At 59.7% G+C, this 12,172-nt stretch carries 14 protein-coding genes; 6 read left to right on the top strand and 8 right to left on the bottom strand.

Translation table 11 applies throughout. The features are described 5' to 3' along the window. Nucleotides 1–19: 19 nt before the first annotated feature. Nucleotides 20–1,126 carry an alpha/beta hydrolase family protein gene (locus ACSQ13_RS02910; protein ID WP_295511894.1) on the bottom strand — a complete coding sequence of 369 codons (1,107 nt, stop codon included), beginning with the start codon at nt 1,124–1,126 and terminating at the stop codon, nt 20–22. Nucleotides 1,127–1,311: 185 nt separating this feature from the next. On the opposite strand from ACSQ13_RS02910, the gene ACSQ13_RS02915 reads away from it, so the two are divergent. Beyond that, a complete protein-coding gene (locus tag ACSQ13_RS02915) occupies nt 1,312–2,685 on the top strand; it encodes an MATE family efflux transporter (protein WP_176248513.1) in 1,374 nt (457 codons plus the stop codon). Here the strand turns inward: ACSQ13_RS02915 and ACSQ13_RS02920 are convergent. Together ACSQ13_RS02920 and ACSQ13_RS02925 are read right to left on the bottom strand one after the other, a co-directional pair. Beyond that, on the bottom strand, nt 2,682–3,077 hold the full coding sequence (locus ACSQ13_RS02920; RefSeq protein WP_176248512.1) for a hypothetical protein: 396 nt from the start codon (nt 3,075–3,077) through the stop codon (nt 2,682–2,684). The two genes, ACSQ13_RS02915 and ACSQ13_RS02920, sit on opposite strands and share 4 nt — an antisense overlap. 181 nt (nt 3,078–3,258) lie before the next feature. Next, nucleotides 3,259–4,461 (bottom strand): pyridoxal phosphate-dependent aminotransferase, encoded by a 1,203-nt coding sequence (locus ACSQ13_RS02925; RefSeq protein ID WP_295511916.1) that lies wholly within the window; start codon nt 4,459–4,461, stop codon nt 3,259–3,261. A 90-nt stretch (nt 4,462–4,551) separates the two neighbouring features. Between ACSQ13_RS02925 and ACSQ13_RS02930 the strand changes: the two genes are divergently transcribed. The 4 genes from ACSQ13_RS02930 to ACSQ13_RS02945 all read left to right on the top strand — a co-directional run bounded on the left by ACSQ13_RS02930 (nt 4,552) and on the right by ACSQ13_RS02945 (nt 6,763). Further along, nucleotides 4,552–4,941 (top strand): helix-turn-helix domain-containing protein, encoded by a 390-nt coding sequence (locus tag ACSQ13_RS02930; protein ID WP_176248511.1) that lies wholly within the window; start codon nt 4,552–4,554, stop codon nt 4,939–4,941. Nucleotide 4,942: 1 nt separating this feature from the next. After that, nucleotides 4,943–5,209 (top strand): succinate dehydrogenase assembly factor 2, encoded by a 267-nt coding sequence (locus ACSQ13_RS02935; RefSeq protein WP_295511896.1) that lies wholly within the window; start codon nt 4,943–4,945, stop codon nt 5,207–5,209. 113 nt (nt 5,210–5,322) lie between these two features. Then, complete coding sequence (locus tag ACSQ13_RS02940) at nt 5,323–5,823, top strand: MarR family winged helix-turn-helix transcriptional regulator (protein WP_176248509.1); 501 nt, start codon at nt 5,323–5,325, stop codon at nt 5,821–5,823. Between the two features lie 112 nt (nt 5,824–5,935). Continuing rightward, nucleotides 5,936–6,763, top strand: coding sequence for a PhzF family phenazine biosynthesis protein (locus tag ACSQ13_RS02945; RefSeq protein ID WP_295511899.1), 828 nt, complete (start codon nt 5,936–5,938; stop codon nt 6,761–6,763). On the opposite strand, the gene ACSQ13_RS02950 is transcribed toward ACSQ13_RS02945, so the two are convergent. Genes ACSQ13_RS02950 through ACSQ13_RS02970 form a run of 5 tightly spaced genes read right to left on the bottom strand, consistent with a single transcriptional unit; the run spans nt 6,760 to nt 10,921 of the window. Next, the gene (locus ACSQ13_RS02950) at nt 6,760–7,476 is read right to left on the bottom strand and encodes a DUF1194 domain-containing protein (protein ID WP_176248507.1); all 717 of its coding nucleotides are present in this window, start codon (nt 7,474–7,476) and stop codon (nt 6,760–6,762) included. The genes ACSQ13_RS02945 and ACSQ13_RS02950 overlap by 4 nt on opposite strands. After that, on the bottom strand, nt 7,473–8,183 hold the full coding sequence (locus tag ACSQ13_RS02955) for a DUF1194 domain-containing protein (RefSeq protein WP_176248506.1): 711 nt from the start codon (nt 8,181–8,183) through the stop codon (nt 7,473–7,475). Before ACSQ13_RS02955 ends, ACSQ13_RS02950 begins: the two co-directional genes overlap by 4 nt. 5 nt (nt 8,184–8,188) lie before the next feature. Next, the gene (locus ACSQ13_RS02960) at nt 8,189–8,623 is read right to left on the bottom strand and encodes a VOC family protein (RefSeq protein WP_295511900.1); all 435 of its coding nucleotides are present in this window, start codon (nt 8,621–8,623) and stop codon (nt 8,189–8,191) included. A 31-nt stretch (nt 8,624–8,654) separates the two neighbouring features. Further along, entirely contained in the window at nt 8,655–10,001 is a 1,347-nt protein-coding gene (locus ACSQ13_RS02965) for a surface lipoprotein assembly modifier (RefSeq protein ID WP_295511901.1), read from the bottom strand. Further along, a complete protein-coding gene (locus ACSQ13_RS02970; RefSeq protein ID WP_295511903.1) occupies nt 9,989–10,921 on the bottom strand; it encodes a hypothetical protein in 933 nt (310 codons plus the stop codon). The genes ACSQ13_RS02965 and ACSQ13_RS02970 overlap by 13 nt, the downstream gene beginning before the upstream one ends. 199 nt (nt 10,922–11,120) lie before the next feature. Between ACSQ13_RS02970 and thyX the strand changes: the two genes are divergently transcribed. Beyond that, on the top strand, nt 11,121–12,053 hold the full coding sequence (thyX, locus tag ACSQ13_RS02975; RefSeq protein ID WP_295511905.1) for an FAD-dependent thymidylate synthase: 933 nt from the start codon (nt 11,121–11,123) through the stop codon (nt 12,051–12,053). Nucleotides 12,054–12,172 lie beyond the last annotated feature (119 nt).

Genomic DNA, 12,172 nt, shown 5'->3' on the forward strand with positions numbered 1-12,172 from the left:
CCTCCTCGAAAAATGCGTCTTATCGTGCTGGCAAATGTTCCAGCGTCAGGCCCAATGCCGTGCCTTGGGCAAACCCCTGCCAGCTGCCATCCAGAAACGGTGCCAGTGCCTCGCCGCGCAAATGCATCCCCATAAAGGCCGCTGCGAAGTGCTGGGCGATGTTGTTCATCCGCAGGGTATCCCACACCGCATCTGCATAATGGTCAAACGGGGCCCAGCCCAGCACATCGGACATGGCCCAGCTTTCCGACGGGGCCGGAATGGGGGCGGCGGCGTTATGGCCCGCGTTCTGAAAGCTTAACAAATAGCGGTCGCTGGCGGCACCCTCGAACAAGCCACGCATCGCGGCATAGTTCGACACATCATCTGCGGTGCCCGCCATCATCAGCATCGGCGTGTCCATCTGCGCGATACCGGCCGCATCCCACATGCCTTGCGCATTGCCCCAAGGGCCAATCGGCATGATGGCTTTCAGACGGGGGTCGCGCAGAGCCGCGTGGCTGTCGGACCCTGCCAGATGCTGCGCCAATGCGCCGCTGTCGCCCGCGCGCGGGTGATCCAGTGCGGTCGCTGCCAGCCCCGCGCCCCCAAATACCAACGCGCCGTAGCCGCCCATCGAATAGCCGACCAGCCCGACGTTTTCGCAATCCACCAGATTGCCCAGATCGCCGCCCAGCATCGCCATCCCGTCAATCACCCCGCGCTGGTCCAGCGGGCGGTTCACCAAGGTGACATCAAACGCCTGCTGGTCCTCATAGGTGCTGCCCGCATGGTCGGCTGCGGCCACGACATAGCCTTTTGCGGCAAGACTTTCGGCCAGATGACCCAGCAAGAACCGGTTGCCCGGATACCCGTGCGAGATCACGATCAAGGGCGCGGTTCCCTGCGCGGGCCGGGCATTGCGGCTGGCCGATCCGTGCAACAGGGTGGGGGTCACACCGTCACGCAACAGCGTGTGATAGACGGTGCCGGGCGATGTATCGGCATGGGCCGGGTACCAGATTTCTGTCGTCAGCGTCCTGCCTGCATGGATGTCGCTCTCGTGGGTGGTGACCCCGATGGGGCGCGGCCCGCGTGCGGCAAGGCTGGGCGCGTCGGGGCGGATAAGGTCGATACGATTGTGCATGGTTGGCCCCTTTGGTGATGCGCGCAGTGTGATGGGTAAACTGTGACGCGCAGCCTTGGGTTAGGCAAGCGTGACGCGGCGCGACGGTGCGCGGATTGAAAAACCCCGACCGTTTCAAAAAACACCCAGATGAACCGGGTCCGGTCCCTCTTTCCCTTGCGCAAATGCTGGCGTAAGGCTGGCAGATGACAACCAAAATGACATATCCCGGCCACGCCCGCGCAATCGCTGTGATGGGGTTGCCGCTTGTTGGCGGCCATCTGGGTCAGGTCGCTATCGGCGTGACCGACACGGTCATGGTGGGCTGGTACAGCGTCGAGGCGCTGGCCGCTGTGACCCTCGCCAGTACCTATTTCTTTGTTCTGCTGATCTTTGGATCGGGCTTTGCCTGGGGCGTGATGCCCATGGTCGCCGCGTTCGAGGCCGAAGGCGATGAGACCAGCCTGCGCCGTGCCACCCGCATGGGGCTGTGGCTGTCGCTGGGTTTTGCCTGTCTGGCGCTGCCCTTGATGATCTGGTCGCGTCCGGTGATGGGGCTGATGGGGCAAGATCCTGCATTGGCCGAAATGGTCGGCCAATATTTGGCGATTGCGGGGTGGGGCATCATTCCGGCCCTGCTGGTGATGGTGCTGAAAAGCTATCTTGCCGCGCTGGAGCGGACCCAAGCCGTGTTCTGGATCACCATTCTGGCCGCCATCGCCAATGTGCTGGCGAATTACGCGTTCATTTTCGGCAATTGGGGCGCGCCTGAACTGGGCATTCGCGGTGCCGCGATTGCGTCGCTGGGTTCGAACGCCGTCGCCTTGCTGGCGGTGATTGTCTATGTGTTGAAAGCCTTGCCCGAGCATCAGATATTTGTGCGCCTGTGGCGGCCCGATTGGGATATGCTGGCACGCGTGTTCCGTTTGGGTCTGCCCATCGGCTTCACCGGCCTAAGCGAAGTCGGCCTGTTCGCGGCATCGGCTGTGATGATGGGCTGGCTGGGCACCGTGGCACTGGCGGCCCACGGGATCGCCCTGCAACTGGCGTCGATCACATTCATGGTGCATCTGGGCATCAGCAACGTCGCCACGATCCGCGCGGGCAATGCCTATGGCCGCCGCGAGCCCGATCATCTGGCAAAAGGTGCGATCACCAGCACCGCCATGTCGGTCTTTATCGCAGCGCTGACGATTGTGATCTTTGTGCTTTGGCCCGAACCGCTGATCAACCTGTTCATGCAGCAGGACGAACCGGCGCGTGACAAAATCCTTGCAGTGGGCGTGGGGCTGCTGGCCATGGCCGCGCTGTTCCAGCTTGTCGACGGCGCACAGGCCGTGGCGCTTGGGCTGCTGCGCGGCGTGCAAGACACCAAGATACCGATGATCCTTGCCGGCATCAGCTATTGGCTGGTCGGTATTCCCGCGTCCTATCTGTTGGGCTTTGTTGCCGGGCTGGAGGGCATCGGCGTCTGGCTGGGGCTGGTCATCGGGCTTGGCGTGGCGGCGGTCTTGCTGAACCTGCGGTTCTGGGGGGCGTCGATGCGCAGCCTGCGTAGCGCCCCCGAAGAACAGTCCTAGGTCATCCGGTCGGCTTTCTTGCGCACAAGCGTGCTGCGCAAATCATGCATCGCCAGCAGCAACGCATCGGTCACCTGTTCAAGCTGGTCGTCAGTCGCCTTGGACTGCACCCATTGCGTGGTCAGGTTCAGATAATCGATGGCGCGGTGGATGTCGTCCATGTCGCGCTTTGCCAAAACGGCCATGCGTTCATCCATCCACGCCCGGATATGCGCCACATCCTCGTCCGACAACACGCGGTCGCCTTGGGTCTTGATCTCGCCATTGCGGATATTGGCGATGGCGATCTGGTCCATCTCGATCCGGCGCTGGCGATTTTCAGTATCAATCCGAAACACCGCCGCCCCGTTTTCACGAATACGAAAGTAATATTCTGGCAGTTCGCTCGACATCTAAGTGGTTCTCCAGACGGGCATTTGCGTAATCCATAGCCAATTCCGCGTTACAATTGAATGGCTAATAGATGAATTTTCCCTGAAGACATGGCGGGACCGCAAGCGCATTGCTTGCACCAAACGGTCCCGCGTGTCTCGGATCAGTCCGGCAGCCTACCCAATGCCGGACCCAAATCCCTTACTTCATCGCGGCGCAAAAGCCCTGAATCCGGCTGCATGCTTCCTTCAGCGCTTCGTCCGAAGTGGCATAGCTGATGCGGAAGTTCGGGCTAAGGCCGAAGGCCGCGCCAAACACCACCGCCACGCCGGTTTCCTCCAGCAGGGCGGTCGCGAATACCTCGTCATCGGTGATTTTTGTGCCTGCCGCCGATGTCTTGCCGATCAGCCCCTTGATGGACGGATAGACATAGAACGCCCCTTCGGGCTTGGGGCAGATCACCCCGTCGATCTGGTTCAGCATGTCGACAACCAGATCACGGCGACGCGCGAACATCTTGTTGTTTTCAGGGATGAAATCCTGCGTCCCGTTCAATGCCTCGACGGCCGCCCACTGGCTGATGGTGCAGGGGTTCGACGTTGATTGCGACTGGATTTTCCGCATCGCCCCGATCAGCTTTTCCGGACCTGCGGCATAGCCGATCCGCCAGCCGGTCATCGCATAGGCCTTGGACACACCGTTCATCGTCAAGGTGCGGTCATACAAGGCCGGTTCAACCTGCGCAGGGGTGCAGAATTTGAAATCATCATAGGCAAGATGTTCGTACATGTCGTCGGTCAACACCCAGACATGCGGGTGACGCATCAACACATCCGTCAGCGCCTTGACCTCGTCCCAGCTATAACCGGCACCGGTGGGATTCGACGGCGAATTGAAGATGAACCACTTGGTCTTTGGCGTGATCGCGGCTTCCAGCGCCTCTGGCGTCAGTTTGAAATCATTCTCGAGCGTGGCAGGCGCGATCACCGGTTCGCCGCCCGCCAGCAAAACCATATCGGGATAGCTGACCCAATAAGGCGCGGGAATCACGACTTCTTCGCCGGCGTTCAGGGTGGCCATCAATGCGTTATACAACACCTGCTTGCCGCCCGTGCCGACACTGACCTGCGCGGGAACATAGTCCAACCCGTTGTCACGCTTGAATTTTGCGCAAATCGCCTGCTTGAGCTCCGGAATGCCATCAACGGCGGTGTATTTGGTTTTACCGGCCTTGATGGCGGCAATCCCTGCGTCCTGAATATTCACAGGCGTGTCAAAATCAGGCTCTCCGGCACCAAGGCCGATAATATCGCGCCCTGCGGCCTTTAGTTCGGCGGCTTTTTGGGTCACGGCGATGGTGGGGGACGGTTTGACGCGTGCGAGTGTCTTGGACAGCAGTTCCATTTCGGCCTCAGTTTGATATGTATACGCCATACTCATAGGGCTGACCCCCGCACCGTTCAAGCAACAACGGTGTCAAAAAGGAGAGATGCAGTGACTGAGAATCAAGATTGGTATGGCCCGGATGCGGCCACTTTCGGGGACCGCGTCGCAGCAGCACGTGAAAACTCTGGGATGTCACAGGCCGCCTTGGCCAAACGTCTGGGCGTGAAACAGTCAACCCTGCGCGGCTGGGAAGACGACCTGTCTGAGCCACGCGCCAACCGGCTGTCCACTTTGGCGGGCATTCTGGGCGTGTCGATGATGTGGCTGATCAACGGCGAAGGCGAGGGGCTGGATGCCCCCGAAGAAGGCCCGTCCGCCGATGCCAGCGCAAGGGATGTGCTGAACGAATTGCGCGAGTTGCGCAGCGATATGTTGAAACGAGCAGAGCAACTGGGCCGTCTTGAAAAACGCCTGCGCACCGCTTTGCAAGGAGAATAAAATGGCCGAACTACGCGAACACAAGGTCAAACGGCTGCACATGCGTTCCATGCGGCGCGGAATAAAAGAGATGGATTTGATCCTTCCATCCTATGCCGCGACACGGTTGGAAAGGATGGATGACGCCACTTTGTCCCTGTATGACGAAATGCTGAGCGAAAATGATCATGATCTTTATCAATGGGTTACGGCGCAAACTTCACCGCCCGAAGCCTTTGCCGCGATGATCGAGGAAATCCGCGCCCACATCGCCGCCAACCCGCTTTAGCGCGCCTGTTTTGGGCCGCTCACGCGGCTCATGACAAGCATCTATCTGGTTTAACGATATATTTCTCTTTTTTGTTCAGGTTCCGGCAAAGCAATTCCAGTCGGAGAGAGATTATGAGTATCCAAGACCCAATCGCCCTGCCGGGTTCGCAAAAGGGGTTTATGGTCGGCTACCTAGAGGCGCTTAGCCTTGTGGAGCGATTGCACCGGCTTTTGCTGGATGTGATCAAGGACGAATTCGAACGGGTCGGCGCGCTCGAGATCAACGCCGTTCAGGCGCTGTTGCTGTTCAACATCGGCGACAACGAAGTCACCGCCGGAGAGCTGAAAACCCGCGGATATTATCAGGGCAGCAACGTCAGCTATAACCTGAAAAAGCTGGTCGATATGGGTTATATGCATCACCAGCGCTGCGAAATCGACCGCCGGTCGGTGCGTGTGCGCCTGACCGAAAAGGGCCGCAAAATCCGCGATGTCGTGTCCGACCTTTTTGCCCGGCACGCGGTCGGTCTGGAAAGCAAAGGCGTGCTCGGACCCGCCGGGGTGGAGGAAATAACCCACTCGCTCAAGCGGATGGAACGGTATTGGACGGATCAGATCAGGTATATCTACTGATCAATTTCTGTGCGGGGCGCGCATCAAATCACATTGCATTGCGGCCGTCTTTGGTCTGGACGCCTGAGCCTGACCACCCCATGATCCCGACACGCAAAACAGGGATCACACCATGCAACCGCTGCGCCTCGCTTCGTTCTCGACACAAAACAAGGGGGGCAACCCTGCGGGCGTCGTCATCGCGCCACAGCACCCTTCCGAAGACGAGATGCGCAAGATCGCGGCGGATCTGGGGTATTCCGAAACCGTCTTTGCCCATCCTCAGGGCGATGCCTGGCGCGTGCGGTATTTCTCTCCCGAAAGCGAGGTGCCGTTTTGCGGTCATGCCACCGTGGCTTTGGGGGCTGCATTGGCCAGTGCGCAGGGCAACGGCATGTTCAAACTGACCCTGAACGACACCGCCATCACCGTAGAAGGGCACAACCAAAACGGCCAGATGCACGCGGCCTTGCAATCTCCCGCGACCCATAGCGCGCCCGCTAAATCAGGTCTGACGGATGCCGCGTTGTCGCTTCTCGGCTTGCAAAAAAGCGATCTTGATCCCCGGTTTATCCCCACATTTGCCGGGGCAGGGGCCACACATCTGATCCTTGCCCTGAAAAGAAGGGATAGATTGGCCGCGATGTCCTACGATCTGGCAGCGGGTCGCGACCTGATGCGGGACCACGGGATTGTCACGATCGCGCTGGTCTGGGTCGAGGACAACCAGCGCTTCCACGTCCGCAACGCCTTTGCCTCTGGCGGGGTGATCGAAGACCCCGCAACCGGTGCTGCCGCCGCCGCATTCGCAGGGTATCTGCGCGATATCAAATGGCCGCATGGTGGCAAAATCACCATCATCCAAGGCGAGGATATGGGCGCGAAATCCATCATCACCGCCGAAATCCCCGATGAAAAAGGCGCGTCCATTCGCGTGTCAGGCGAGGTGCGGCAAATCTAGTCCAGCGACAGATCCGACACCGCCAACACCTCCAGTTCGCGCAGCAGCTTGCGGGTCATCGCGGCCTCGTAATCGTCAAACCCCAAGGCCGTTTCCACAAATGCATCCGGCCCGGTGATCACTTCGGCCCTGAAATAGGACGACAATTCGCCAATTTCGCCCTGACCTTGCCCCCCGAAACCGCTGCCATCCGCCCCGATGACCAGCGCATTCACCGTCACCCCGCGCGCCGAAATTGCGTCTTTCACGTCGCGGGGGCGGGGGCCAAGATTGGATTTTCCATCCCCCGAAATATCCAGGGTGCGCTTCCAACACGCGGGCTTTTCATCCAGATAAACCGCACCAAGGGCCATCGCCGTGCCTAACGCCGTCCCCGGCGACACATCGCGCCGCGCAGTTTGCTGCAAAGTCTCGATAAACCCGTTCAAACTGGCGGCATCCACCATCGTCACCCAGGGCGCAATCACCGCCTGATCCGACGGGCCGCTCCATTCATATACCATCACAGATACCGGCGCGCCGGGTGATGACAACAGCGCATCGCGCACCGCCACATTGTCAAAGGCGGCGGCCAAGCCGTTGATCTGCAAACGATACTCCTGCGCATCGACGGACCCCGACACATCCAACCCAAGCGCCAGCGCCTGACGGCAGGCGGCATGGGCAGGTCCGGCAAAAGACAGCGCCAAGATGCAGGCAACCGTGCGGATCATCCCGCCCCCGCTGGCGTATCCAGCGACCCGATTGCGGGCGGCGTCAATTCGCGCTCCAGCTTGATTTGCAAGGCGCGTCCGTAATCGTCAAACCCGTTGGCCACGACCATAAACGCCCCCGGCCCGTGCAAAACCTCGGCCTGATAGAACGCAATCAACCCGGTTTCGGCCTCGAAATCGGCGGCGTTCACCACCAGACCGTTCACCGTCACCTCGTTAAAGGGGAACTCGGAATAGGCCGCTTGCGGCCCGAAGCCTTCGTTATTCTGCCCGTCCCCCGCCATATCAAGCGTCTTGTACAAACAGGCGGGCGCGCGGTCCAACAGCCCCGCACCAAAGCCCAAAGCGTAACCCATCGCGGTTGGAAAGTCACTGTGGCTGCGGGTGCTTGTCGCCACGGTTTCGGCGGCGCGCAGCAGATCGGCCTGCGTGTCAATCAAGGTCCAATCCAGGATCAGCTCCTGGTTATAGCGGCCCGACCATTCGTAAACCGCCAGCGCCACCGGCAGATCCGAGGCGAAAAACGCCTGTGCCACAGCGTCCGACACCAACGCCGACGCGGTGCCGCCGCGCTGCAAACGATCTTCTGCCGCATCGACAGAACTGGATACGTCCAGGGCCAGAACCAACGCCAACCGGCACCCCGCCGCCGAAACGGCGACAGGGAAAACCAGCAATGCGGTGGCCAAGGACGCGACCCTGAACATCAGCCTTACCAGTGACCGACATTTTCCATGCTGGTCCACGGCTCTGCCGGTTCCAGCGCGTCACCTTCTTGCAGCAGTTCGATCGATACATTGTCGGGCGACCGCACAAAGGCCATATGCCCGTCGCGGGGGGGGCGGTTGATCACGATGCCGTTGTCTTGCAGAATTTTGCAGGTGTCATAGATGTTTTCGACAGTATAGGCGAGATGCCCGAAATGGCGGCTGTCATCGGGCAGGGCGTCATCGCCATCCCAGTTATAGGTCAGTTCAACATCGGCATGGCCGTCGTTCTGTCCGGGGGGGCACATGAACACCAGCGTAAAGCGCCCGCCTTCGTGGTCCATGCGGCGACGCTCGACCAGGCCAAGCAATTCGTAAAATGCCTTGGATTTTTCCAAGTCTTTTACGCGCACCATTGTGTGAAGATATTTGATCGGCATGGAGGTCCTACTTTCTGGTCTGTGACGGACGCTAAAAGAGGGATTGTACCCCAATTTGCAGTCCAAGATTTCTTGTCTCAAAGCGGGTGACGTTCGACGATGTCTGGCTCGCTTCCAATGTGAATTTAGGGGCAAAGCCGTAACTGTCAAAATCTACCATCAAAAGAGACGCAGAAACTGACGTTTTTACGTCGCGCCGTGCCTCGGCCCCGTAAATCGCATGGTCATATTGGCTGATGCTGCTGCCAAGCGCCAGTTGCCCCTGACCGCCAAGGATCGGTTTTGCATGGGTATAGGTCATGCCAAACCCCGCCTTAGTATGGGTCAGCGCGGCACTGTCGGTATCTGTGCGGCCGATCTGGGTGCTCCAAGACAGGGCGGACCCGCCTTCCAAAGGCCGAAACCACTGCGCGCTTAGGTCTGCTGTCACGCCCGACCGGCGGGCATTGTCCTTGCGGTCTGAATATCCCGCAGAGGCAGCCCAAGTGAATTGACGCCGCTCGGGGCGGGCATAGCTTTGCTTCCACATCACGCGCACTTCGTCAGCCAGCGGCGTTTCAGATGTCCACAACCGGCCAAAGCTGACAGCGACAGTCTGGCGCGGGGCATCGGGACCGGAAATGAAATCGCGCCCGACAGTGCCCTCTAGCCGCCGATACGAGAAATCCGACGCCTCAACCCCCGCAGGCACGGCGTCGTCGGTAAAGGTGACGTGGTTTTCTGTCCAGCGCAGGGCGATGAAATCGCGCTTTTTCTGGCTTTGCGACAAGGTATAGCGCAGGTTTAAATCGCTGGTGAATTCGACCCCCGACAGCGGCACAGCCGACGGATCGGTGAACACCAGACCGCCCAACACCAGCGTATTGTCGCGGGGCGCGTTGTTGACGTTATCGCTGGGGGTGACGGCAAATGACAGGTTGACCGACCAGGGGTTGGTCTTGCGCACAAATCCGTAATCGCGAATGGCGCGGGCGCGCAGGGCAGGGGTGGGGGCCACATGGGTGGCGCGCCGTAACCAGATTTGCGCACGGGTTTTCTTGCCCTCGGACGACAGCGCCTGCGCCATCGTGATGGACGCGCCATATCGATCCTGATCGGTCTTGGCCGACGCCCATGCCTGCCGTGCTGCCTTTTGCGCCTCGGGATAGCGTTTCAGCGTACGCATCGCCTGGGCGTGGATCAACAGGCCGGTCGTGTCCTGCGCATCACGTTTGAGCAAGACCGTCGTGATGTCGGCGGCCGCCTGCGCCTGGCCGCCCACTAGCAAGCGGGCGGCTGCAATGCGGGCTTCGTCGGGGTTCAATGTGGTTTGCGCCACACTGACCCCGGCCAGACAGACCCACGCCAGAAGCGGGGCAAGCCGCATCAGTCGGTGCATTCCGGCGCGGTCTTGCAGGTCACGACCACGCTGCCGACCTCGCGCATGCCTGCGCCTTCGACAAACACAATGCCCGCGATCTCTTCGGCACCGGGGCCGGCGAACACGCCGCTCCAATTGCCTGTCGCGCTGATTTCGCCGCCCTGATAGCCGTCATTCAAGGTCTGCGTGCCGCCTGTCACCTCGACGGCGGTGCCAGACTTGATCGTGCCTGTGGTGCGGTCGATCTCGCTGTTGGCAAAAGACACAATACCGTCGAGCGCACCCAACGGCTGACCCGCAGTGTCATAGAGCGTGCGGTTGCGCACCACCCCCCCCACGGCACCAACCTCGTCAAAGTCCCCAAAGTCGGCCGTCATCTCCATGCCACCTGTGACATAATACAACCCGGCCACCGGATTGTCGTTATCATCGGTGGTCCGAACGACACGCACCGCGGCATATTCACCCGAATAGGAATATATCCCGGTTGCAGGCACCGCCGTGTTGCCGCTGACCCGCTGCGCACCGGCCCCGCCGAAACCGAATTCGATATATGCGTTCGATTGCGTGGCCCCGGCCTGAGACAGGCCTGAATCAGACCGTCGGAAAACCGCGAAATACCGGAATTCGTTACTGTCGGGCGCGGGGTCGCTTTGGTAGGCGGCAAACCCGTTGCTAAAGGCCGTATCTTTGATCCGCACATAGGTGTTGTTGGGATCGTCAAACGGTATGTTGTTGATCGTCAATTCGTCCTTGTCAGCGTCATAGGTGATGCTGTTGGCGGTCAGATTCTGATTGTCGGTGTTCAGATAAACCGAACCGGGGGCGGTATCGCCCGCTCCGCCGTCTGTTGTGTCGGTCTCGCCATTAAACGGAGTGCCATCGCCACATCCCGCCAAGCCAAGACAAAGCACGAGCCCTGCTGCGCCTAATTTCATATCTGTCTGCCTCGAATTTTTTTTTAATTACGGCAACAGTCGTCAATCTTGGGGGCTATTGTCAACGATACTACACCCCTTGGGGGCATTTACCCGCAAAGTGCTACTTAAAAACAATACCGCATATCGCGGTTCCGAACTGGGTTTTGCGCATATATAGTGAGCGGCGAATCCCACGCCATTTGACAGGACGCGCCCCATGCCCATCAGCCCAGACCAACAAGCCGAAATTGACGCCCTGCGCAGCACCGCACAGCCCACTTTGCGTGCCGTGTCACAGGGCATGGAAGACCATCTTTACAAGGCGATCCCCGTCCTTGACCACGGGTTCGTGCGCGTCATCGACTATATGGGCGACGACGCCGCGATCTGTCAGGCGGCCCGCGTGTCCTATGGCAAGGGTACCAAATCCGTCCAGAACGACGAAGGGCTGATCCGCTACCTCATGCGTCACTGGCATTCGACCCCGTTCGAAATGTGCGAAATCAAACTGCACGTGAAACTGCCCGTCTTTGTTGCGCGCCAGTGGATCCGCCACCGCACCGCCAACGTCAACGAATACTCCGCCCGCTATTCGATCCTGGACCGCGAATTCTATATCCCCACGCCCGAACACACGAATGCCCAAAGCGTCGTGAACAATCAGGGGCGCGGCGGCGTGCTCGAAGGGGCCGAGGCCGCCCGCGTGCTCGAAATCCTCAAGACCGACAGCAACCGCGCCTATGACAATTACGAGGCGATGATCTCGGAAACCGGCCCTGACGGCCAACCCCAGGACGGTCTGGCCCGCGAACTGGCCCGCATGAACCTGCCCACCAACATCTATACGCAATGGTACTGGAAGGTCGATCTGCACAACCTGTTCCACTTCCTGCGCCTGCGCGCCGATGCCCACGCCCAATACGAAATCCGCGTCTATGCCGATGCCATCTGCAACGTCGTCGCCGACTGGGTGCCCGCCGCCTACAAAGCCTTCGAGGATTACCGCCTTGGTGGAGCTACCCTGTCCCATACATCCCTTGATTGTATCCGCCGGATGCTAAAGGGTGAGGAAGTCACGCAAGAGACCTCTGGGATGTCCAAGGGGGAATGGCGTGAGTTTATGGGGGTTATTGGTTCTAAAGATGGATGATTTTGTAGAAACACTCCTCCCCAGCCTACAAAAGAAATATACTCACGCCCTTTCAAATGTAGCTGACTTCGATCAACAGTCGAGTAGTCACGGTTTATCGGTGGACGAGGTGTTGAGAG

The sequence above is a fragment of the Sulfitobacter sp. SH22 genome (assembly GCF_965641905.1).
Taxonomy (GTDB): domain Bacteria; phylum Pseudomonadota; class Alphaproteobacteria; order Rhodobacterales; family Rhodobacteraceae; genus Sulfitobacter.